Source organism: Allokutzneria oryzae (genome assembly GCF_042429765.1).
GTDB lineage: Bacteria > Actinomycetota > Actinomycetes > Mycobacteriales > Pseudonocardiaceae > Allokutzneria > Allokutzneria oryzae.
Genome location: NZ_JBHLZU010000008.1, coordinates 49,283 through 72,469 on the forward strand (window position 1 = coordinate 49,283; position 23,187 = coordinate 72,469).

The following is a 23,187-nucleotide window of genomic DNA, read 5'->3' on the forward strand; positions in this document are numbered from 1 at the left end:
GCGTGAAGGTAGGAAGGCGCGTCGCGCTGGTCCAACGGTTTCATCCTGTGCGCAAACGCGAGGGGTCCACCTGGTCCACGGCGCGAACGAGCCCTGGCCCGTGTGCGAGCGAGCCGGGGCTCGTTCCTCGGCGTCGCTCTGCCGATCGCCCTCTCGAGGTACGCCGCGAAGAGTTGGACACACCGATGCCGCGACATCGCCAGCACCGGCAACGGGCTCCGAGGGCACGGCACAGCGAACATCCACGCTTCAAGGACCGACGAACAACGTTGCCACAGCGGCATGTTCTGCCCCAGATGCCACACTGCTGTTCCAGAGTCGTCGCCGAGCGCGGCCGAACTCCGCTACTGACGGAAAGGAGCTGACTGACGAGCATCAGCGCGGTCGCCGTCGTAAACCTCTGGCGCCGGTCCGTCGGAGACGATGCCCGCGAGCCGGTGCACCATCTCATCAGCGCTCGGCCGGGCTAGTCACCGGCTTTCAGGCCAGGTTATGCAGCGCAACGAAACACAGGCCGCGCCGACGGCGGAGATCATCCACGAACCGGAAATCCGCGGGGTAAGGGAGTGTCCGAGAGCGAGTTGCACGCCCTGTCCGACCGCAACGGCCTGCCGTTGGTCAACGGGGTCTCCGCAGCCAACCTCAACGACCACCTCGCGGCCGAATCCATGGTCACCGCGATCCCGCAGGTCCGTTCCCGCCGCGGGCCGCGACGGCGTAAACCCGCCAAGCTGCACGCCGACAAGGCATACGACGTTCGGGATCTGCGTTCCTGGCTACGCGAGCGGGGTATCGCGGTGGGCATCGCCCGCAAAGGCATCGACTCCTCCGACGAACTCGGACGACACCGCTGGGCCATCGAGCGCACCCTCACCTGGCTCACCGGCTACCGCCGCCTGCCCCTGCACTACGACCGCACAGCCCTGCACTACCTCGGATTCGCCACCCTCGCACCGGCTCTGACCTGCTTCAAGAAATTCCCAAATCCTCTATGCACTAGATTCTCCGCATCTACCGCGAAAGTGCTGCCGTCACATCTTCGATCGACGCCCCTTTCAACAGTTTGAGCATGGGTATGTCAACTCCGTACTCGTTCTTGACGCGGGTCCGGATTTCAGCGGCCATGAGCGAGTCCATCCCCAGCTTGTTGAGGGGGCGACGGTGGTCGAGGCTTTCGGGTGAAAGTCGCAGCACGGCAGCGACGAGCTGGCCGACGCGATCGCAGCCCTCCGATGCTGTGATGACTTGGGAATGTTCCCCTGCTGTGAGTGGCGTCTGCTCGAGAGTCGGTGTCATGCGTGCGCGTGGGATGTACACGTCCTGCTTGACGGACGGTGCCAGTTCGGCGAGCAGGCTGCGGGTGGATTGGTCGGGATAGGTGTTGGCGTAGGTGGGCCAGTCGGCCGGGGTCGCGACGATATGACCTGTGACGCCTCGATCGAGCAGTTGCCCGAGCACGGCCGCGCCGCGTGCTGGGGTGAAGCTGGCCAGTCCTGATGGCACACGAAGCTGTCCCGGACCGTTGAGCCGGACCGCCATGCCTGTCTCCCAGAACCCCCAGCCGATACTCAACGTCGGCAGACCACGTGCGCATCGGTGCAACGCGAGAGCGTCGAGCCAGGCGTTCGCCGCGGCATACGCACCGAGCAGTGGTGACGGCAACACCGCGGCCGCTGATGAGAACAGCACGAAGAAGTCAAGGGGCCGGTCTGCGAGAACGTGGTGCAGTGCGGCGGCTCCCTGGAGCTTCGGACGAAGAACTTCGCGAATTTCGTCAGCGCTCAGGTCGGTGACAGGCGTGTGCATGCCGATGCCTGCGGCGTGCACGACACCACAAATCGGGCGATCCAAGATCGTACGAAGCGCGGGTTCGTCGGCGACATCGAGCGTGTGGTACTCGACGTCAACGCCTCGGTCACGCCACCGGTTCACTGTCGCTGTCCGGTGAGTCGGTACGGGACTACGACCGACGAGCAGGAGGTGACGAGCACCGCGATCGATCAACAAATCGGCGACCACGACACCGAGGTCCCCCAGTCCACCGGTGATCAAGCACGCAGGTTCACGCCGGTCGATGCCGACCACCACTCGTGCAGGGGTCTGCCTGAACGGGAGCGGGTGGAGTTCACCACGATGCACCAGCGCCAGCACCTCGTGGAGCAGGACGCTGAGATGCCGAGCCGGCAGGGAGGCGATGTCCACGCGGTGGTAGGACGCGTTGGGTGGCCACGTTGATGGAGCCTGGCCGCTGAGCTGGACGCAACGTCCTCCGCTGGGGACCGGAGCGCCAGTCGTGGTGAAGACGACATCCACGTGATCACTGGGTTCCCCGATCCCCGCCCAGCCAAGCAGGGCTCGTTCTTCGGCTGAGTCGGCACGTGAGGCCACAACCGTCGCACCCACCAGACGGGCAACGTGCATCGCGGCGATCGCCTGAGAACCTGTCGCGGGATGGATCAGGACGGTTTCGCCGGCACGTAGCCCCGCGAGGTCTCGCAATCCGTGGAGAGCGGGCACGTAGGTGTGCGGGAGCGTCACAGCTTCAGCCGGGGTGAGCCCGTCCGGCGTCGGCACCGTGAGAGCGGCTTCCACCAGAACGGACGAACCGACGCGCGTGCTTCCCAAGGCGAGGACGACGTCTCCCCGCGTAGGCGTGCGTACTCCCGGCCCGACGTCGGTGACGGTGCCTACGCAGCTCCACAAGCCAGGACCGCCGCTCGCGGTTGTCACCGCGATGCGCACTTGGCCGGGTCCGGGTTGCGGAGCGATCCCGGCGTGCGGAGGGCATGCCACCAGACGGGCGGCGTACCGTCTGCCTTCCCGCAGCGCGATCTGGTGCTCGCCGACGGGAAGCACCAGTTCATTCACCAGAGCGGCGAAGTCCGTCTCCGTCGGCTCCACCGGCAGGTCGATCGCGGTCGCATCGAGCCCAGGGTGCTCAACCATCACTGTTCGAACGAGACCCCACAGCGTTGCGGCCTCGGGCATAGGCACGGTGTCGGACTCGATGACAGCCTGGCTGCCTCGGGTGATCACCCACAAGCGGGTCGCACCGACTCGCTTGTCGAGTGTCCTCACCAGTTCCACCAGGTCGGAGCAGGCTTGTTCGCCGCGCGTCGTGAAGATGACCCCTAGGTAGTCGTCGGCGGCGCCGATTTCGGTGTCGACCACGCCGGCGAGCCGGTCACGTAGCGGGAGATCGTCGCCGATGACCAGCCACCGCCGTGTCTGTTGCGCTGAGGGGGCTGAAGCAGCCGAAAGTGGTCGCCATCGCACCTCGTGCAGCCAGTTGCTCCCCGAAGTGCGTTGTTCTCCGTTGAGCAAACGGGAACGTAGTCCGTGGATCTCCATGAGCGGGGTGCCTTGCGGAGCGGTAATCCACAGGTTCCCCCCGAAGGAAACCCCGTCATCGTGCTGATCGTCGAGGTGGGCGATGACAGACGATCCCGGGCACCCGTACCAGCGAACCCTGGCAATCGATTCGCCGACGAACGGACCACGGATGAGCGCGGCGGCAACCTGACCACACGCGTCGAGCAGCGCGGGATGGAAGGGGTGAGCCTTCACCTCGTTTCTCAGATGCGGAGGTAGGTCGAGCATGGCCAGTACTTCCCCGTTGCCGCGCCACAGTTCGGTGATTCCCTGGAAGGACGGGCCCCAGTCGTTGCCTTGCGCGCGGTGCTCTGCATAGAAGTCCTCGACGTCCAGTCGAGCAGTGCAGCGCGCTTTCCAGATATCGGGGTCGACCGTGACGGGTACACCAGAGGTCACAGGCCCGACGCTGCCGGTGGTGAGTGTGATCCAGGAACCGTCGGCATCCTGGCCGCTCACGGTGAACCGCCCGTTGTCCAGCTCCGTCCGCATCTGCGGTGGATCGTCGGTCAACCGCAGTGGTGCGAGGAACCTGATGTCGCTGAGCTCGACCGGGCCGGTGCCGAACTCGTGGTGCGCGGCCTGCAGAGCGAGATCGACGGTGACCATTCCGGGCAAGATCGACTCGCCCTGGACGCGATGTTCGACCAGGTAGTGAGCTGCTTCGGCGGTCATGGGGGCGCCCGCCGCGGGTGTGGCCGCGGGCATTTCCGGGAGCCAGTACCGCTGATGCTGCCAGGGGTAGCAAGGCAGATCGTGGTGCGGAGCACGACCTCCGTACACGCCATGCCAGTCGATCGTCACCCCGTCGGTGTACAGCTCGGCCAGGCGAGCGTGCAGGGCGGCCTGCCCCGGTTCACCGCGCATCAGCGACCCCAGGGCTCTCGTGGCACCGCAGTCGGTGATCGCGTCCGTGAGCACTGGATGCGGGCTGATTTCCAGGAACACCCCGCACCGCTGGGTCTCGGCTGCGATCGCGTCCGCGAACAACACCGGCTGACGCAGGTTGTCGGCCCAGTAGCGGGCATCCAGTTCCGTGCCGTCGAGATCACCTCCGCGGACCGTCGAGTGGAAACGCACCTGGGCCGTCCGAGGCTGGATGTCGGCGAGTGCCTTGAGCAGCTGTTCCCGGATCGGATCCATCGACGGGCTGTGTGAGGCGAAGTCGACTCGCACCAGGTGTGCGAACAATCCCCGGTCCGTGAGCCCGTCCACCGCCGCTCGCACCCTGTCGGTTGGACCGGAGATCACGGTGGTGCTCGGACTGTTGTGGGCAGCAATGCTCAGGTCGCCATCCACCAGTTGCGCCATCTCGGCCGACGGCAGCCCGACGACAGCCATCGCCCCGGTGCCACTGACTTGCCTGGCCAAGCGGCTACGCAGACAGATGACCTTGGCAGCGTCGGAGAGATCGAGGGCACCGGCCACGTACGCGGCGGCCACTTCACCCATGCTGTGACCGATCACCACGTCCGGTTCCACACCCCAGCTGCGCCACAAGGCGGCCAGCGACACCTGCATCGCCCAGAGAGCAGGTTGCACAACGTCCAGATCGGACAGTGCGTCGGGCGTGTCGTCGGCCAGAACGTCGAGCAGCGACCAGCCCGCGTGATCGGAAATGGCCTCCGCGCAGTACCGCAAGGCGTCTCGGAACACCGGCTCGGTGTCCAGCAAGTCCCGGCCCATACCCGGCCACTGCGAGCCCTGACCGGGGAACACGAACGCCACACGTGGCGTTTCGTCAACAGCACCCGAAGGTGACTGCGCGGCCAGTACCGCCCCGGCAAGCTGCGTCGCGTCGTGTCCCGAGACCGCGAGCCGATAGGGATGGTGGTCACGACGCTGCGCGGCAGCGGCGCACATACCCGGCACGTCAGCCGGGTCGATGTCGTGCAGCAGTCTCGCGTAGTCGCCTGCCAGCACCCGCAGTGCGACGGGATCTGCGGCAGAAATGGGCAGGACCAACGAGTCCGAGGCGGGCTGTGGCTGCGGCCGGGGTGCATCGGTCGAGGCGAGCACCACGTGCGCGTTACTGCCCGCGATGCCGAACGCGCTGACCCCGGCGATCGCGCGGTCCTCACGCGGCCAGGGCACGGTGGTGGTCGGCACCGCCAGCCCGGCCTGCTCCCAGTCGAGCGCGGCGTTGGGCTCGTGCATGTGCAGGCTCGCCGGGATCTGCCGGTTATGCAGGCTCAGTACGGTCTTGATCAGACCAGCGACGCCGGCTGCGCCCTCGGCGTGGCCGATGTTGGTCTTGCTCGAACCGACCAAACACGGACGGTCGGGGGCGCGTCCCGCACCGAGGACTTCGGCCAGGGCTCGCAGTTCCACCGCGTCACCGACGCGCGTGCCTGTTCCGTGGGCCTCGACGTAGTCCAGCTGCTGTGCGTCGAGACCGGCGTCGGCGAGTGCGGCGCGCATCATCGCGACCTGCCCGTCCTGGGACGGCGTGAGTAGGTAGCCGCTGGATCGACCGTCGCTGTTGGTCGCGCTGCCCACGATTACCGCGTAGACGCGGTCGCCGTCGGAAACGGCTCTGCTCAGCGGTTTGAGTACGACCACGCCGACGCCGTCGCTGCGGACGAAGCCGTCGCCGGACGCATCGGCGAACTTGCACCGCCCGTCCCTGGCGAGCATCCGGCCCCGGCAGTAGGCGATGCTCTCGTCCGGAAGTAGCACCACGTTCGTACCGCCCGCGATGGCCAGTTCGGACTCCCCGTCACGCACGCTGCGGTACGCGAGATGCAGAGCCACCAACGACGAGGAGCACGCCGTGTCCACCGAGATGCTGGGTCCTCGGGCGTCCAAGGCGAAGGACAATCTGCCCGCCAGCACTGACCTGGCGGTACCCGTCACCGCGTACACGTCTAGGTCGGGCAGCCTGCTTGCGAGGTCCGCGTAATTGACCGCGATCTCACCGATGAATACGCCGGTCCGAGTGCCCTCGATCGTGCTCGGGGCGATGCCGGCGTCGTTCAGGGCGTCCCAGGCGACCTCCAGCAGGTGACGCTGCTGAGGGTCCATCCGCTCCGCCTCCCTCGGCGAGATGCCGAAGAACGCCGCGTCGAACCCCGCGATGTCGTCCAGGAAGCCACCCCACCGGCTGTAAGTGCGGCCGACGGCATCGGGGTCGGGATCGAAGTAGAACTCGATCGGAAATCGGTTGTCGGGAATCTCGCGCACGACATCCAGACCGTCACGCAACAATCGCCAGTACTCGTCCGGCCCGTCGGCGTTCGCGAAGCGGCAACCGATCCCGACCACAGCCACCTGATTAACGTCAATCATGTCGCCGCGCTCCCTTTCAGCTCCCTTTGAACCACGTCGACCACCAGCGGGTCACGAACGAAGAAGTGATCTCCGGGTAGCACCCGGATCATCGCGGGCGTCGTGGTCAGCTCCGACCACCGGCGCACGCTGTCTGCAGTGACCACCGGGTCGTCACGACCAACAAGCACCGTGACGGGGCACGAGAGAACGTGTCCCCTGTGGCGGTAGGTCTCGACCACAGTGGCGTCAGCTCGCAGTGCCGGCAACGCGTGGCTCAGAGTGTCCTGGTCTGACCGCACCGCGTCAGGAGTCCCTCCGGTCGCAAGCACCTCGGCCAGCAGTTCGTCATCGGGCAACGTCCGCACCGATTTCAATCGGCTCGGCCGATGCGGCGCGCCTGCTGCGACGGCGAACAGCCGCACCGGCACCACTCCGTGATCACGCTCCAACGCCACCGCAGTCGCGTACGCCAGCAGCGCTCCCATGCTGTGGCCGAACAATGCGATCTCTCTTTGGCGCGAATGGATCGCAATCTGACGTGCCAGAGGAGACGTGATCTTCTCGGTTGACGTCAAAGCTGGCTCGTCGGCTCGTCGTCCGCGTCCGGGCAGGAGCACCGGAACCACGTGCAGCGCCGTCCGTTGCTCCCAGCTCAGGTACAACGATTCACTACCGCCGGCATGCGGGAAGCAATACAGGTGAAGTCCCGCGCCTGGATGGGGATCGAACCAGTCGTTAAGCATCGGTCCTCGCGATCCGTCACAACGACGTCACGTTACGCAGTGTTTTCCTCGTTTGAATTCCAGTGGTCAGCAGGAATTCCCCATGGACGGCCACTTGTCGAGGCCAGCCGCGCTCTCCGGTCGCAGCCGTTTGCGCGGGCTGTGACTATGGGCTGCGTTGTACGTCTTGCATCCCGGACGCATCGCATCCACACCAACGACCTGCTGTGCGACTGTCCACGGCGCTATCCGGAGGCCGACGCCGTCGACCGCCCGGCCTTTCGGGCGATTGCACCCGTCGACACGCACAGCAACTCAGACGTGGCCAGATATCTCTCCGCTGAGCAGCTGCCAGTGGGGAATCTGAACTGGCCACCGACACAATGGGAACACCTCGGCATCGCACCGCAAAGCAAAGTCGCCCGACCGGGCACCCCGCACGAAGGCAGATGACCTCATGCAATCGGATCGAGCCACCAGTTTCACCTGATCGCGACGGGAGACTCCCGATGCGGATCACGCCCCGCCGACGCAGAGAACCGGATCGCATCCGAGCCCGCAGGGGCTGCACACCATCGGCTTCCGTGACGTCGCCGCAGAAGCCGGTGTCTCGGTCAACCTCGTGCAGTACTACTTCCCCACCAAGGCACGACTGCTGCACGGCGGTCTCATCCACGTTCGCGCCCGCATCAGCGAACGCCTCCGCCAACGCCTGAACGCGCTACCGCGCCGGGCCGACGCGGCACGGCGCATCCGCACGATCCTGCACGAGCTCCTGCCCATCGACGAGGCCAGCACCGACCTCTACCGCGTCCACGCCGCCTACGCCGCACTCGCGCTCACCGACCCGGACCTGGCTGCCCTGCCGCACACCGCAGGCCCCGACGACCTCCACCCCGAACTGACCAAACTCCTGACCACCGCCCAGCGCACCACCCGAGCGCACCGCCACCACCCTGCTCGCCCCAGCCACCGGCCTGTCGGCTTACACCGTCTCCGGCTACCACAGCCTCGCCGAAGCCACCCGCGTCCTAGGTGTATCCGGTCAGGACGTTGGTAGCGGTGGATAGGTGTTGACGTGGGGAGAGCCTCCGGTTGGGGTGTGGCTTGTCTAGGACCCACGCCATGCCGGAGGCTCTCGTGTCCCACCGCAATGCCCGTACCACGTTCCTGGGCAGGCTGTTGATCGTCGAACGTCACCGCCGGGGGTGGCCGCAAGCGCATGTGGCCAGGGCAATGGGAATCTCGCGCGAGTGCGTGAGGACCTGGCTTGATCGTTATGCGGCTGAGGGAGAGGCCGGGCTGCACGACCGGTCCTCACGACCGCATTCCTCACCGCGGCGCACCAGTGCCCAGACCGAGCAGCGGATCGTTGCGCTGCGGCAGCGTCGTGGTCCGGATTGGCTTGGATCTCGTGGCAGCCTTCCGTCGTGGCCTCTTGGGCAATGACGGGTGGGGCTCGATCCGTTCCGCCCCGTCGGTCGCGGTTCGTTGTGCTGTGAAACGAATTGCCTCGCCCGGGCGGAGCGCTTCAACTATCCCCGAGTCGCGCTGGTGAGCGCGATGTGACCTTGGGGGCTCCACACATGAAGAGAATCCGCCGCGCGGCGGTCATTCCCGCCGCCGTCGCCCTCGTGCTGACCGGGCAGGTGCCCGTTCTGGCTGGGGAGCAGCCACTCGGCTCCGCCGGTATTCCGGCGGAGTACGCGAACCAGACGCTCGACTGGCACCGCTGTTCGGTCGACGAGCTGGGCTCCGCCCCTCCACCGGGATCCGAGCACATGGAGTGCGCGGCCTACCGCACCCCGCGGAACTGGCACCGGCTCAGCGACACCCGCGACCTCATGATCGCGATCAGCAGACTCCCCGCCACCGGGCAGGCCACGGGCTCGGTGCTGATCAACCCGGGCGGGCCGGGGGCGGAAGGCCGCATCTACCCCGCACGGCTGCGCTACCAGCAGCGGCTGCTGATCAACCACGAGGTCGTCGGCTTCGACCCGCGCGGCACCGGCAGGAGCACGAGCATCAGCTGCGGCGGCGCGCTCGACGGACCGGAGCAGTACGACCCGCGCGACCGGGATCCGCAAAACCTCCAGGTCATCCTGGACGCCACCAAGAAGGCGGCCGACGCCTGCATGGAGCGCGCGGGCGACCTCGGCCCGCTGATCAACACCGACCAGACCGTGCGCGACGTCGACCTGCTCCGGGTGCTGCTCAAGCGCCAGGAGATCACCTGGGTCGGCTACTCGGCGGGCACCTGGATGGGCGCGCACTACGCGACGCTGTTCCCGAAGCGGGTCAAGCGGGCCCTGCTGGACTCCCCGGTGGAGTTCACCACCAGCTGGGAGCGGGCATTCGCCTGGCAGCCGCTCAGCTTCGAGCGCCGGTGGCGGCAGGACTTCCTGCCGTGGATGGCCAAGTACGACAAGCTCTACGGCTTCGGCAGGACCGGTGAGGAGGCTCGGCAGACCTACGAGACGGTCCGGACCGCGCTGGGCGTACGCCCTGTCCAGTACAACGGCTTCACGGTGGGACCGAACATCCTGGACTCGATCGCCGCCGAGGGCATCTACGGCAAGCGCCAGTTCCCCACCACGGCCACCACGCTGGTCGACATCCGCAAACTGACCCAAGCGAGCACCTCCGACCGGGAGAAGGCCGAGGCCGCGCTGCGCGTCAAGGCGGCGCTGGAGACCAGGGACGTGGAGACCCGCCTCATGCCGGGCAAGGCGTCCCTGCCGGGGGCGCCGGACTCCTACCCGACGAACTTCTGGACGATCCGGTGCAACGAGGGGCCGTGGCCGGGTGACCGCGAGAGCGTGGTCCGGCAGTCGCAGGAGCACCTCGACCGGCAGCAGACCTTGGTCGGCGGGAAGTGGATGGTGCAGCCGTGCATCTTCTGGCGCAAGCCCCCGCTGCCGCTGCCGCGGATCGACGGCCGAGGCCTGCCGCCGACGCTGATCGTCCATTCCGTGCACGACCCCGCGACGGCGATCGAGGGCGCCCGGCGCGCGCACGACGCCTTCGCCGGCTCCCGGATGATCACCGTCACCGATGAGGGCGACCACGGCCTCTACGCCGCGAACCCGGCCATCGGGAACCCCGACCTGGACAAGGTCGTCAACGACTACCTGATCGACGGCATCGTGCCCCAGGACACGACCATGCCCGGCGTGCCGCTCCCGCCGCCGCCCGGCTCCTGACACCACGAGGCCCCGCCGAGCGCTCGCTCGACGGGGCCTCGTCACAGGCTCAGCAGAGCTGCCCGGTGTAGGCGGGCATCTCGATCACGAAGCCGACATCGCCGAAGTACACGTCCTCGTTCGGGCCGACGCACTGGATGTGCACGCCGGTGACGAGGAACCTGGCTCGGACCTTGACGCTCGTGCCCTCGGAGGTGCAGTGGCGGTACCTGACCTCGTTGCCCTTCTTGTAGCCGCCGCACTCCTGCGGGGCGGGGGACGCGTTCGCCGGGATCGATGTGAGAGCGCTGCCGAAGGTGAGGGCGCCGATAGCAAGGACCGTGGTCAAGCGGGACATGGGGTTCCTTTCAGGACGTCGGAGCTCGACTTTCACCGCGCGTTCCCCGCCCGGCAAAGCCGCTTCGCGCGTGCGTGAAAGCGAGGACGGCCCGCGTTCGTATTCGGCTTCACGGAGGGGAAAATCGGTGGCGGGGGCGGGCGCTCTACACAGCACCTGCGATCGATCGTGCCGCGATAGCAGACAAACCCACCTTGTTCGGATCGCGCGTCGCGCTCGTCCCGCTCGGGCCGGAGCACGCGGAGGACTCCTTCACCGCCACCAAGGAGCCCGAAGGACGCAGGCTGACCGGTACCCACCGCGGTTCACCCTCGATGTCATCCAGCGGTGGTGCGAGACCAGGGCCGAGCAGACCGACTGCATCGACCTCGCCGCCGACGCTGACTCCTACGCCGCTCTCGCGCACCGCCTCGACACCGAACTCGCCGCGCGCGTGGAAGGCCCGCTCCGGCCACCGACCTCCGCCGCTGGTGTCACCGGGACGGGCCAGCCGCTGGCCCCTGATACCTACGGTCCCCACCTGGATCCCACAGTCGATCCCTTGCAGCCCGATCCGGGCGCCCCCGCGCCACCTTCGCTTACTCCGTGACCTGATCCATCGAGCTTTGGTACAGCCATGCTGGCTAAAGGGTGTTGCAGAAGGCGGTGGTGTGGGCATTCCGTGCGGTGATCACGGTGGGGTGCAGGCGATCTCAGCGTCCCGACCGGAGTGAACCGCCCCGTTCACCAGCCCGCGACCAGGCCGGTCCCGCAAGCTGGCGCGGACGATGTCCGCTCGGAGTGGCGAGGTGATCGCGGACGGGCGCCGGGACCGCCAGTGACGGGTGCCGCTGGCCGATCGGGTGCTGCCGGTCACGGTGCACTGGCGCACCAACCTGACGATGCGCCAGATCGGGCCGTTGTTCGGGGTGTCCCATTCCGCCGCGCACCGAGTGATCGACTCCCTCGGCCCCCTGCCGGCGTTGGCGCCAGCACGCAAACGCGGGATGGAGACGGTGGCGATCGTGGACGGCACACTGGCGCCCACCCGCGATCACCGCCTGACCGCACGGTCGAAGAACTACCGATACTCGACGAACCCGCACGTCGCCATCGACACCGAGACCCGCCTGGCCATCGCCACCGGCGACCCGCAACCGGGTAACCGCAACGACTGCACCGCCTACGCCCGCTCCGGCATCGCCGGAAAGTTGGCCTCCCGTGTGGTGACGGCCGAGTGGAAGGACAACCTCAACACCATCCACCGCGGCATCCGGGCACGCGGGGAACACGCCCTGGCACAGATGAAGACCTGGAAGATCCTCCGCGACTACCGCCGCGCCGCCTCCACCCCTGGCGCTACGGCCTCCGGCATCGCCCACCTACGCAACCTCGCCCTTACCGGCTGACACCAGACACCCAGCAACGGCAACCACAACACCCCTATACGAGACATGCCTTAGGTGATCAGCACGGCCTGAGGTAGTAGGCCCCGTGAGTGAACGGCTGCAGGCCGATCGGCGTGTTGCCCGGGCTGACGCACTTCTCCTCGTCACCGAACAGCTTCTCGATGTGGATGAGGACGTTCCCGGAACCGCAGTGGTTGTAGTAGGCATTGTTGGTGATGACGTGGTAGCCGCACGGGTGCGACGACGGTCCGGCCTCAGCCACGTGAGTGGTACCGACCAGCCCGACCGCGGACGCGCTCAGCACGAACGCGGCGGACAACGACCTCATAGCCACGATAACCCCAGTTCTTTTCACATATGGAATCTGTACCGCTTCGCGAAAAGCTTACTATTGTGAAACCTGCGCGCAACGGCTTCACGCAGCAGCGAAACGGCGGCTAATAGCCGTGGGGTGCGGCGCCCTGCGAGAGAAGGGCGAACGCCGCCTTCGCCGCCGTTGTCGCTTCGGGGTGGACAGCCGTGGCCGTGCGCCCCGAAGCGAGTTTGGCCCAGTTGGCGCGAGGAGGCGCCGGGAACCGTGTCTGGTGCCGAGTCGTCTGTACTCCGTGGCGAGCCTGGCCGGGCGATGACGTTCCGGTCGGTTCCGCCTGGGAATTGATGTCATTGGAAGCTGGGAATGCGTAGGTCTTCTCGTCGAGCGGCGGTCGCTGCTGTTGCTGTGTTTCAGAGTTCGCAGCCAGATGAAAGTCCTCGCCTTTGGCGTGCACCACCGGAGTCCGCGACGCGGTCAGCCGGGCACTGCTTTGCCTCGGCACCAGCCCCGACACCGACGGTGGCGCGCTGCATCGGTTCGCCAACTGCCAGCTCGCGAGATCCCGCAACCCGGGGCGCACGTGGCAGCCTTCGCGGTCGTCGGCTACCCGCGCGACGCCCTGGCCAGCGTCGGGACACCGCAAGGTCCACGGGTTGCCACGCGGTGCAACCGTCCACTGCGGAGCTGGCAATGCGACAGCGGAACCTGGTGCTGGACAAGGAACCCTCCGCGACGGAAAGATCACCAGGTACGCGGCCGGGGAGTGTGCGATCGGCTCGCTGAAGCACGAACACCGCCACCGGTCGGAGATCAGTGACGGTCCCGGCCTGATACCGGCAGATCTTCAGCACCGTCCGCTCGTGAACCTGGGCTGGACCACGCCTGGACCGCCCCGGCCTAGCCTTGCGGCACCAGCCATCGGTACGTCAGCCCGTCGACCAGCGAGCAGACGGTGGCCGAGGTGTCGGCCGGGAACTTGCGGGAGGGTGCGCCGGGTCTCCCCCGAACGGTGAGAGCAGCGACCGAACTCAACGGTGGTGCCTGCCGGGCGGTCACCCGGTGCCGTGGCGTCAGGGCGCGGACCGCCGGATGCGGTGATCGCTTTCCTGTCCACACTGGACACATGCCCCTGTGCACCCTCGATGAACGGGCGGCCTGGGACGAAGGTGAGGCTCTGTTGCGGGTTGTTGTGCTGGTCAACCGGTACGTCCCCATCTACAACGCCGGTTCTGAGGTCACGATGCATCGGCTTGCCCGGGCGCTGGTAGGAGCCGGGCACGAGGTCCAGGTGGTCATCACCTGGCACCTGAGCCGGAACGGGTACCACCTCGACGGCATCCGGGTGCACCAGGTCAGTGAGCGTGACGCTGATGACCGGATCGTCCAGCTGTCCCCGGATGTGATGCCGAGTTGTGGGAGTGGATGCGGCACGTGCCCGAAGGCGAGCGGGCAGCGCGGTGGCGTCGCGGTGTTGAGTTGATGCGTCGCTTCCACGGGCACCTGCCGGGAGCGGACGCGCTCAGCGCGGAACTCGATGCGGTGCCGCAGCAGCTGCGAGCGTTGTTCGGCCAACATGCCACCTTGACCTGACCAGTCCCGGTTGTTGTCGCCGCTCGGTCCGGTCTCTGCGCCTTGCCGTAGCGCGTGCTCGCTGACGCTACCGGTGACAGCACCCAACACTGATTCGACGCGAGTCGACGCGTTGTCCTAGCTCGAAACCTGTTACGGCTGAACGGGACGAGCGCGCCTACGACTGGCTGCCCTCGGTGACGCGTCGGTCTCCGAGTCCGGCGCGGCCAATGCTGGGGTAGGCGCGGGCGCTCCAGGTTCGGCGCCAGCTGCGATCGGTCCGCCTTCGGTGATTGCCCGGTCCCGGTAGCGCTGGGGCGCGAAGGCCAGCCGTGGATGCAACGGTCGCAGCCAGTCCCAACTCCATGGTTCGACTCGACACCGTGGTGTGACGACAACCCGGCCCCGATAACCCATGTCCTGCAAGAAGATCAGGAGAATTGAACGTGAGCTTGGCCCAGACTCGCAGCGAACTGGAGTCGATAGCCCGCAAGCTGGCAGAGGACAGTGGTGATCTCCGCGTCCTCGTCGAGTCCATCGAAGAGCACTACAACCAGCTGCGGTGGATCATCGGCGAGATGCCCGACTCCTCCCTTGCGGAGTCGTTTCAGAGGGCGACGATGCTCTTCGACAGCATCAAGCGGACCCCGGACGACGCTGCCGGCGCCTCTGAGCTGATCGAGCAGTACATCGTTCGCTTGTAGCCCGAGCGAACACCGAGCTGCCCCGGCACGAACTACATCGTCACCGCGCACGTCGGCCCCAGTACCTCCATGCGCACTGGAAACGGAAGTGCGGGGCGGCTCGGCGGAATCCACAAGATCCCTTGCGCCACTGGAGATTGCTCATGTCGACCACGCTCACCGACACCCCGACCCAGGCTCCGGCCGCATACTCGTCGACCGCTACGGCCGCCGCTCACGCGGTGCTCCGCCGCAGCCGCAAGATGCGACCCGCGTGCATACGCCCGCTCGTAACCTGGCCGCCGAACCCGGTACGAGTGCTGGGGAGCTGGCCGAGCGCGGCGCAGTGGTGGCCACCCCGCTCCTGACTGGTCTGGTGCGCGCCGTGCAAGCGATCGTCCGCCACTAGGAGCGGGCTCGAACACCAACACGTCCGGTTTCACTACGACGAGCCGAGCCACCAGCGGCTCACATCAACGTCCGGGTTGCGGCAGTCCACACATCGTGTGCACTCATCCAAACCGTGGCCGGAAAGGGAACGGCGGGGCAAGATGCTCATGCATCCGGCCCCGCCGTTTTCCGCTTGCGGGTTAGCGCCGTGGGGTGACGCGAACTGTCCAACCCTCCTCGGTAGGGGTAAGCACCGGAGACAGTTCCGTGTGCCCGGGCTTGCCGAGCTTCAGCCAGCGTGCCCGTATCGCAGTGAGTTCCTCTTCAGCTTGCCGGGTTCCCGCGGTGAGCAGGCCGCCGCCCGGGAGCACGATCGCGACACTGTCGGCCCGTCCCGCTCCCAGGCCCCAACCGTCCGAAACTCCGACGCTTCCCGGACTGGTGGTGCTGGCGAGCAGGAATGCGTGAAACGCTGTCTGCTCGTCCCATCCCTCGGCGGTGAAGCTCGCCTGTGGTGTGGCCGACTGCACCTGGTCCAAGAGCCGCTCCGCGGCGTTGTTCGGCTGGGCGTGCAGCTTGACCGCGCTGATCCACCAGGGAACACCGTCAGCGTCTCGACGGGCGTTATCAACGAATCGCAGCGGTAGCGCGAACTCGGTGATGATCTCTGGGGCCATCTCGATGTAGCCGCCGGGATGCACCGTGGCATTGCGCGGCTCACCGTCGATGATCTCGCAGCGGAGCACGGAGTTGGCCGCGGCGATGTCCGCGATCTTGACCGGAGTCGCGATCACCGCGCCCTCCGCAGCCTGCTCAACCCACGCTGCGGGGAGAACGTGCGGCGTGGTCCAGCCCACGATCCGCTCGTATGGCGCGGTCGGTGTCCAGCCCAGGAATCCGTCGCTGGCGTGCACCTGCACGTGGGCGTTGCCAGCTCGGGCGTGCAGCGCGCTCGCCCGCTGCACGAGTCCAGGATCGATGTCGATCGAGGTCACCCGACCAGCGGGGCCGACCGTGCTGGCGAGCAGGGCACTGGAGTATCCGGAGCCAAGCAAGATCCAAAACACACCCCGATCCGCTGACACAGGCCCGCGCATGCCTAGGTGTCTTCCAACCACCCCACGCTCTGCACGGCGTCAACAGGTTCTGCACAGCACTGTCCTGTTCGGACGAAGGTGGCGGTGTTCGGACCTAGTTGGCGGAGGTAGTGGCGGAGTTCCGGGGTACATGGCGGGCCGGTGCCCGCGGCACCAAGATCAGCCGGAAGAATGCCCCGCGTGCCCGAGCTGGAGCTCGTCCTCGGGGGCGCCCCGGCCGCCCCGATCGAGGCCTTCGAAGTCGCGTTCGCGAACGATGACGGCGAACAACGCGTCGAGCTGACCGCGGCCCTGTCCGTGCCGTTCGAGGCCTGCCGCCCGGTCCGCGAGTTCGCCTCCTACAAGGGCCAACGCCACCTCTCCGGGCAGTGGTGGACGGCCACGACCGGCTCGTTGGTGGGCTACGAGTCCTGGCTGGAGCGCGACCGGCTGGTGCTGCTGGACTTCGATCCGGACGTCGTCGGCATCGCCTCGCAGCCGTTCTGGCGTTCCGCGGAGCATGATCAACACGTCGGCGGCCCGCACCTCGGCCCGAATCGCCAGCTCACCCTAACGGCCTAATATCAACTCGCTTGTCGGCAGCGACGGCCGACCGCGCACGCCATGACGGGCGCCTTTGAACGACGAAAACGCCCCGCCCCGACCCTTGGGGCGGGGCGCTCTCGCGTCTCCGGCCCGCTTGGGCGGGCCGACGTGCGGCGCGCGTGACCGAATCGCGCCGCAAACACGACTACGCTTTCCCGAGCATGCGTTCGAAGTCAGCCCGTTGCGGATCGGCGGCTGCGACCGGCCCGCCGCGTGCGGATCGTCATGAATATCTTGGGTTTAGTCGGGCAGGTCATAGTCAGCGCTGACGGACACCCACGTGGCCGGACAGAAAGCGGTCGCCCAGTAGCCCTTCTGCGTCCAGTCACTGAAGAAGACCTGCCAGTCGCCACGAGTCGACTTACACCGAACGCCCACGCGGAACGCGCTGTCGTGACAGATCCCCGAGGCCCTGTCGCTGAGGCGTGCGATCGGGTCACAGTTCGCCAACTGATGGACTGGTGATTCTGTCCCGATACTCGTGCTGGCGGTTGCGGCTCCAGCACCCATGACGGCCAGGGTTCCGGCGATAGGCAGGGTGGCCAGGGCGAACAGGGACTTCTTGATTGATTTCCTCATTGTTCTCCTCGATCCTCCGGGCTGGAAACCAGATGGTTATAGGCGCATCGCCATGGGGCTAACGGTTTCAGTTCTGGCTGAAACCTTGAAGTGTCCGCAAAGTTCACGGACGCTCTTAGCGTCGCGAACTCGGCGAAATTGTTTCGCAACCCAGGGGTGACTCTTTGATGACGTGACGCCCCAGTACGCCCAATTGGCTCAATCGAGTAGGACCATTTCCCTTACACGGAGGGCGACTTATAGGCAGAAGCGTTGCGTTAATTTATTTGAAGAGCTATTGGTGTCGGGGTCGAGGTCGCCACGCCGGTTGCGTCGGACTGGTGCCAGTCGGCTTGCGCCCCCTGGACAGTCCGAACGTAGCGCACGCCCCCGGGCTTCCCGGGGGCGTGCGCCGTGTCCGGCCTTAGGCGGCAACCGCATGCCCATGCTCGAAGGCAACAGGCTGCCGTGCTCAAGATCCCTGGGGAGGCGGAGAGAACCACGGCAAGGGCCGGTTCGTGTCGGCAGCGGTGAGCCGCTGGCGAACTACAAGCGGGTGATCGACGCGGTGCGCCGCATCTGCGACGTTCGCTGACGCCCCGGTGCAGGCCGGGTCAGCAGGGCCGCAGTGCCGTCGCCCCGCGAATGTAGGAATTGTTGAGCTCACGGGTGAGGTCTGTGGTGCCGGTGCCCAGGCAGCGGTAGACAAAGTTCACCGGGAGACTGATTCGCACGTAGGCGGTGCGATAGCTGCAGTTCACAAACCAGGAATTGTTTTCGTTCGCGCCGACGGCCCACGAGTAGTAGCCACAGTGACCAGGCGGCGGCCCTTCCGGCCCAGCGTGCGCGGGGGCGGCGGTCACCAGCGGTGCGGCCACGAGCGCGGCGACGGCGCCGACTTTCGCCAGGCTGCTGCGGATACGGTCTGTTTTCATGAGCCCTCCAGAGATGTCCGGAAAGGATCCTAAAGCGGCGCGAGTCTTCCCCGGAGGGATTCATTCATGGCTGAAGCTCCATGGCCAAGCTTCTTCAGGAATCGGTGAAAGTCGCGCAGTACGACGCCCAGGGAGCACCGATGACGGCCAGCATTCGGCACCAGGCCACCGAACAGCCGTGTCACACACGTGTCACGGAACCCCCTTGACCATGCGGACTCACTGGAACGATCACAGACCTGAACCGCTCTGACCTGCACAGATTGGACAGTTCGGAACCAAAAGACCGCTCGCGGAAGACTGGGGGTCAAGGGGTCGCAAGTTCAAATCCTGTCATCCCGACGGTCTTAACGCAGGTCAGGCCCTGTTTTGATTCTGCAAATCAGGGCCTGACCTGTTTTCGTGTCACACGTCGTGTCACGAACGCTTGTACTGTTACTCAGGGCGACTGAATATCACGCATAGTTAGCGGCCAGTTTCTCGTCCAGGGTGACGATTTTTGCCGGAACGGGTTGATCATGGCGGCTGGGGCCGCAGCGCGGTTTGCTGTCGCGGGTGACGATCATCGCTTCGCCGTCGCCGAGCGAGGCGACGGTAGAGGGCAGGGCCCTGCGGTCGAGGACTCTCCAGCCCTCCCCGGTCAACGTCGCCAACCACACCGCGGCGGCGATGCCCTCACTACGAGTGAGCCACAGCTGAGCAAAGCCACCTCCCGCGCCGCATACCGGCGACCAGCGCGATCGACGCGCACGCCGCCCACAGCCACGCACTCCACTGTCGAGCGCAGCTCGCCACGCTCCACCCTCTGCTCGGCGACGACGGCCAGCCGTTGCAGCTCACCTTCAACCGGCTACGGGCCACCGTGGAGGTGCGCACGGCCCGCGCACTCGGAGGCCACCTGCCCTCGGCGGCCCGCATCAACACTCCGGATGTGCTCAACCGCAACTATCTGCGCGGCGATCCCTCGATCCGGGACTGGGAGGACGGTGTTCTCACGGAGGCGCTGACGGACGCCGAAATGCGCGTCTGCGGCTACACCGCGACTGTTCTTCCCGGCTGCACAATGTCCACAGTGGATGCCGAAGCCGAGAAGGGCGGCTGTGGACGCGGGCACCATCCGCCGTGTCGTGCCGGCGAGTTGGACAATGTGCTAGCGAGGTGGCCTTCCGCGCTGCGGATCAGGAAGATCCGGCCGCCCTGGGCATGGCCGTATCGGGCGTGCGCAAGAAGCGCCAGCTCGGCGATGTTCGGTCCGGCAGCGCGCGCGCAGCGGCGCGATTCGCAGTTCGGCCAGCAGTGAGGCAACCGGATCCGGCGCGTCTTCAGCCACGACGCAGGCGGCGACCGCGTGGTGCTCGCTGCCGGCAGCTAGCAGCGCCTCCAGCCGCACGCGCAGCGGACGCGGGCGAAGCGTTGCCGCACCGAGATTTTCTAGATCCAGCAACAGAATTCGATCGTCAGCGTTCACGGTCCGGAGTTCAAGCCGTAGGACGGGTCACGACACCACCGGGATTTCGTAGCCGAAGAGCTGCCAGCCACCCTCGATATCGTGCTCGGCGTCGTAGCTGGCGTCCTCCCGCGGCAGCAACAGCCGCACCCGGCCACCGGCGGAGGTACCCGCGCAGATGCTTCAGTCCACATTGGACTCGAGGCTCCTCCGGAGATCTTCGCTGGATTAGCGATTGATCGATCGACTTCGCGGACCGCCACGGTGCCCAGCCGACCGGCGGGGGTGAGTCCAGCCGGGTAGCGGGTTGTTCCGGACGCGTGGCAGATGGGAGCGAAGTGGAGAACCGACGAAGCTGGGACACGACGCTCGGCAAGGACACACAGCGGGACAGAGGTGGCTGTATGACGCGGATTACCTGGCTGACTCTCGGAAGTACCCAACTCTCGCAGTGATTTCTGAAGCAGGTTGCCTGAAGTTTCGCCGGAACGCGTCACGCTGCACCAGAACTGGTTCCGTCCGCCCACAAAGGAGGAATTCACATGTTCACTCGGATGCTGAGTGTCTTCGGCATCGGTGGCCCGTCCGTCGACACCGTGCTGGACTCACCGCACGTCGTGCCCGGCCAGTCGATCACCGGTCAGGTCCGCATCCAGGGCGGCAACTCCGATGCCGATGTCGACCAGGTCGTGCTGTCTCTCGTCACCCGGGCCGAGGTCGAGCGGGGCGCCTTCGGCGGCCTCGGCGGGCTCGGCGGCGATGATGAGCGCGGCGACGCGGCGGAGTTCTTCCGGATGGTCGTGCAGCAGGCTCTGCGGGTGCCGGCGGGTCAACTGGTCTCGATCCCCTTCCAGCTGCCGCTGCCGTGGGAGACGCCGATCACCGCGGTCGGTGGTGCCGCCCTGCCGGGGTTGAGCGTGGGTGTGCGCACCGAACTGCTCGTCGCGGGTGCCCCCGACAAGGGCGACCTCGACCCGGTCCTGGTCGGTCCGCTGCCGTCGCAGAACAAGGTGTTGGACGCGTTCGGGCAGCTCGGGTTCTCCTTCCGCGGCGCCGCCATCGAGACCGGGCGGCTGCCCTGTGTGCCGCACGAACTCGGGTTCTACCAGAAGTTCGAGTTCTTCCCGCCGGCTCGGTTCGCGGGCAGGGTGAACCAGGTCGAGCTGACCTTCGCGGCCAACGCGCACGAGTTGCACGTGACCTTGGAGGCCGACAGGCACCACAGCGGATTCTTGCCAGGTGGTGACACGCCCGGTCGATTTCGGCTCTCCCATCAGGAGGTACAGGTCACCGACTGGACCGCGGCCATCGGCGGCTGGCTCACGCAGGTCGCCGGGAGCGGCCAGACGAATCCCGCGTTCGGCGGAGCCCACAACCCGGCGTTCGGCGACCAGACCGGGTACAACCCCGCCTTCGGCGGACAACCCGGGTACGGCACCCGGCCTGTTCGCGGTGGCCGCGGCTACGAACACGACGAATACGATCAGCAAGGTCAGCGGCGCAGGCCGGGCATGGGTGGCATGCTCGCGGCCGGTGCGGCCGGTGCCGCTGGCGGCGTGCTCGGCGGTATGGCGCTGGGCGGCATGGCCGAGGAGCTCTTCGGCGACGACGAGGGTTGACCGGCACTCCCGACAAGACCTCCGTGACAGGCGTCCCCGCCCTGGGACGCCTGTCACGGATTTTTCCAGTTGTGACAGCAGGACCGATCTCACAGCACCACGGCATGCAGTCGTCGCCCCACCCTTGCCGAGGCGGTGGCGCACCCAGACACGAGGAGCTCGCTGTGTGCCAGCCGTCGACGGAGTGTCCATTAAGGACCGTGCGGCGGCGCCTCGCCACCAGGATGATCGGCCACTCACGATCGGCCACCGTGGACCGAGCCAGCCGGTGCGGAAGTTCGGCCGGTCGGCGGGGTCCGTCCCGCGACCTGACGGATGGCCCGCCACCGGACCGCACCGCGACAGTCTCTGCATGACGAAGATGCCACCACCGCAGGACACCTCTGCTGCGCCGGAGACATCGCCTCCTCAGTCACCGTCTCTGACAGAGCCCGCCGCGCCGGTCGATCCCGCTCCCTCGATGGGACGGCTGGTCGGGGTGGACCTGGCTCGCGCGCTGGCCGTGTTCGGGATGTACGTCGTGCACCTCGGCCCCTCGGCGACGGCAACGAGCGGCGTCGGCGCGTGGGTGCGGCACCTGGCCGAAGGCCGCTCCTCGGCCCTGTTCGCCACCCTCGCCGGGTTCTCGCTGATGCTGATCGCCGGTCGCCTGGAACCGAAAACCGGTCTGGCCGGGCGGCAGGCGAGAGCCCGAATCGCGATCCGGGCGGCGATCCTGCTGGTGCTGGGTACCGTGATGGCGATGGCCTACGGGGGCGTGGTCATCCTCGCCTTCTACGGTCTCTACTTCCTCCTCGCACTGCCGTTGGTGAGACTGGGCGCCAAGACACTCGCGATCATCGCGGCCGGGCTCGCGATCGTCATGCCGCCGCTGGCCTTCGGCCTCCGGTCGCTGCTCACCGAGCCGGTCACGGCTGCCCTCAAGGCCTACGACCCACTTGACCGCATCGGCGGCGTTGGCGTGCTGGATCTCATGCTCACCGGCTTCTACCCGGCGCTCACGTGGATGGCGTTCGTCATCACAGGCATGGCTCTGGGTCGGCTGGACCTGTCCTCCGGCGCCGTGCGGCGGCGGCTTGCCGCGTTCGGTCCCGCCCTCATCGTGTTCGCCTACGGCACCTCCTGGCTGTTGTCCCGTCTGATCGACGGCGTCCGGGAGGCAGCGGAGATGCGAGCGGCCTCGGGACCGAAGGACCCCGGCCGTGTCGGTGACGTGATGCCGCCCGACGCCACCGGATCGGCCTGGTCGCTGCTCACCTCGGGGCCGCACAGCGGAACGACGTTGGACATCATCGGTTCCGTCGGAGTCGCGATCACCGTGATCGTGGGCGCGATGGTCGTAGTTGACCGCCTGCCGTTGTTGCGCCGCACGGCCGCGCCGATCATCGCCGTGGGCACCATGTCCTTGACCGCCTACGTCGGCCATTTCGTGTTGTCCTCGCAGATGTCCATGCCCTCGGGGTCTTCCGGTCCCGAGCCCCAGACGTCCTGGCTGCCGGTGCTCGCGTTCATCCTCGGAGCCACGGTGTTCGCCTGGATCTGGTCTCGCTTCTTCCGCAGGGGACCGCTGGAGCACCTGCTCAACCTCGCCACCAAGCCGGCGGCCTGCATTCGCTGAGACCCTGGCCGGGGCGCGGCGTGTCCAGTCCTCGGATGGCGGAGCTGTTCTGGTCTTGGCGAGACTGGACACGTGCAGAAT

Annotated in this window: 16 protein-coding genes and 3 pseudogenes; 11 read left to right on the forward strand and 8 right to left on the reverse strand. The window is 66.9% G+C overall.

The window, feature by feature from the left end; all coding sequences use genetic code 11:
* Window positions 1–551: 551 nt before the first annotated feature.
* Window positions 552–1,067: pseudogene (locus ACFFQA_RS09755) on the forward strand (transposase); the annotation flags it as partial.
* Here the strand turns inward: ACFFQA_RS09755 and ACFFQA_RS09760 are convergent.
* Window positions 1,012–6,660: an SDR family NAD(P)-dependent oxidoreductase gene (locus ACFFQA_RS09760; protein ID WP_377851418.1), complete on the reverse strand. Its 5,649-nt coding sequence runs from the start codon at window positions 6,658–6,660 to the stop codon at window positions 1,012–1,014. The pseudogene ACFFQA_RS09755 and the gene ACFFQA_RS09760 overlap by 56 nt on opposite strands.
* Window positions 6,657–7,385, reverse strand: coding sequence for a thioesterase II family protein (locus ACFFQA_RS09765; protein WP_377851419.1), 729 nt, complete (start codon window positions 7,383–7,385; stop codon window positions 6,657–6,659). The genes ACFFQA_RS09760 and ACFFQA_RS09765 overlap by 4 nt, the downstream gene beginning before the upstream one ends.
* Before the next feature lie 544 nt (window positions 7,386–7,929).
* Here ACFFQA_RS09765 and ACFFQA_RS09770 point away from each other — a divergent pair.
* The 3 genes and pseudogenes from ACFFQA_RS09770 (at window position 7,930) to ACFFQA_RS09780 (ending at window position 10,567) form a co-directional block, all read left to right on the forward strand.
* Entirely contained in the window at window positions 7,930–8,424 is a 495-nt protein-coding gene (locus ACFFQA_RS09770; RefSeq protein WP_377851455.1) for a TetR/AcrR family transcriptional regulator, read from the forward strand.
* A gap of 80 nt (window positions 8,425–8,504) precedes the next feature.
* Window positions 8,505–8,780, forward strand: a pseudogene (locus ACFFQA_RS09775) (helix-turn-helix domain-containing protein); the annotation flags it as partial.
* Window positions 8,781–8,950: 170 nt separating this feature from the next.
* Window positions 8,951–10,567 carry an alpha/beta hydrolase gene (locus tag ACFFQA_RS09780; protein ID WP_377851421.1) on the forward strand — a complete coding sequence of 539 codons (1,617 nt, stop codon included), beginning with the start codon at window positions 8,951–8,953 and terminating at the stop codon, window positions 10,565–10,567.
* Between the two features lie 49 nt (window positions 10,568–10,616).
* Here the strand turns inward: ACFFQA_RS09780 and ACFFQA_RS09785 are convergent, their stop codons facing one another.
* Window positions 10,617–10,904 carry a DUF6355 family natural product biosynthesis protein gene (locus ACFFQA_RS09785; RefSeq protein WP_377851423.1) on the reverse strand — a complete coding sequence of 96 codons (288 nt, stop codon included), beginning with the start codon at window positions 10,902–10,904 and terminating at the stop codon, window positions 10,617–10,619.
* Between the two features lie 145 nt (window positions 10,905–11,049).
* Window positions 11,050–11,424 (reverse strand): hypothetical protein, encoded by a 375-nt coding sequence (locus tag ACFFQA_RS09790; RefSeq protein ID WP_377851424.1) that lies wholly within the window; start codon window positions 11,422–11,424, stop codon window positions 11,050–11,052.
* Window positions 11,425–11,584: 160 nt separating this feature from the next.
* Between ACFFQA_RS09790 and ACFFQA_RS09795 the strand changes: the two are divergent.
* Window positions 11,585–12,292 (forward strand): annotated as a pseudogene (locus ACFFQA_RS09795) (transposase family protein).
* Between the two features lie 58 nt (window positions 12,293–12,350).
* Here the strand turns inward: ACFFQA_RS09795 and ACFFQA_RS09800 are convergent.
* The gene (locus ACFFQA_RS09800) at window positions 12,351–12,620 is read right to left on the reverse strand and encodes a DUF6355 family natural product biosynthesis protein (protein WP_377851425.1); all 270 of its coding nucleotides are present in this window, start codon (window positions 12,618–12,620) and stop codon (window positions 12,351–12,353) included.
* Window positions 12,621–13,728: 1,108 nt separating this feature from the next.
* Here ACFFQA_RS09800 and ACFFQA_RS09805 point away from each other — a divergent pair.
* The gene (locus ACFFQA_RS09805) at window positions 13,729–14,085 is read left to right on the forward strand and encodes a hypothetical protein (protein WP_377851426.1); all 357 of its coding nucleotides are present in this window, start codon (window positions 13,729–13,731) and stop codon (window positions 14,083–14,085) included.
* 535 nt (window positions 14,086–14,620) lie between these two features.
* A complete protein-coding gene (locus ACFFQA_RS09810) occupies window positions 14,621–14,878 on the forward strand; it encodes a hypothetical protein (protein WP_377851427.1) in 258 nt (85 codons plus the stop codon).
* Window positions 14,879–15,447: 569 nt separating this feature from the next.
* Here ACFFQA_RS09810 and ACFFQA_RS09815 read toward each other — a convergent pair.
* A complete protein-coding gene (locus tag ACFFQA_RS09815; RefSeq protein ID WP_377851428.1) occupies window positions 15,448–16,344 on the reverse strand; it encodes a protein-L-isoaspartate O-methyltransferase family protein in 897 nt (298 codons plus the stop codon).
* Between the two features lie 180 nt (window positions 16,345–16,524).
* On the opposite strand from ACFFQA_RS09815, the gene ACFFQA_RS09820 reads away from it, so the two are divergent.
* Window positions 16,525–16,905, forward strand: a complete 381-nt coding sequence (locus tag ACFFQA_RS09820) for a hypothetical protein (RefSeq protein ID WP_377851429.1) — start codon at window positions 16,525–16,527, stop codon at window positions 16,903–16,905.
* Between the two features lie 1,196 nt (window positions 16,906–18,101).
* On the opposite strand, the gene ACFFQA_RS09825 is transcribed toward ACFFQA_RS09820, so the two are convergent.
* The gene (locus tag ACFFQA_RS09825; protein WP_377851430.1) at window positions 18,102–18,422 is read right to left on the reverse strand and encodes a hypothetical protein; all 321 of its coding nucleotides are present in this window, start codon (window positions 18,420–18,422) and stop codon (window positions 18,102–18,104) included.
* Between the two features lie 455 nt (window positions 18,423–18,877).
* Window positions 18,878–19,075, reverse strand: a complete 198-nt coding sequence (locus tag ACFFQA_RS09830) for a hypothetical protein (RefSeq protein ID WP_377851432.1) — start codon at window positions 19,073–19,075, stop codon at window positions 18,878–18,880.
* A 176-nt stretch (window positions 19,076–19,251) separates the two neighbouring features.
* On the opposite strand from ACFFQA_RS09830, the gene ACFFQA_RS09835 reads away from it, so the two are divergent.
* From ACFFQA_RS09835 to ACFFQA_RS09845, 3 genes are all read left to right on the forward strand, one after another.
* Entirely contained in the window at window positions 19,252–19,722 is a 471-nt protein-coding gene (locus tag ACFFQA_RS09835) for a hypothetical protein (RefSeq protein ID WP_377851433.1), read from the forward strand.
* 689 nt (window positions 19,723–20,411) lie between these two features.
* Complete coding sequence (locus ACFFQA_RS09840; RefSeq protein WP_377851434.1) at window positions 20,412–21,488, forward strand: sporulation protein; 1,077 nt, start codon at window positions 20,412–20,414, stop codon at window positions 21,486–21,488.
* Between the two features lie 460 nt (window positions 21,489–21,948).
* A complete protein-coding gene (locus ACFFQA_RS09845; protein ID WP_377851435.1) occupies window positions 21,949–23,106 on the forward strand; it encodes a DUF418 domain-containing protein in 1,158 nt (385 codons plus the stop codon).
* The last annotated feature ends 81 nt before the right edge of the window (window positions 23,107–23,187 follow it).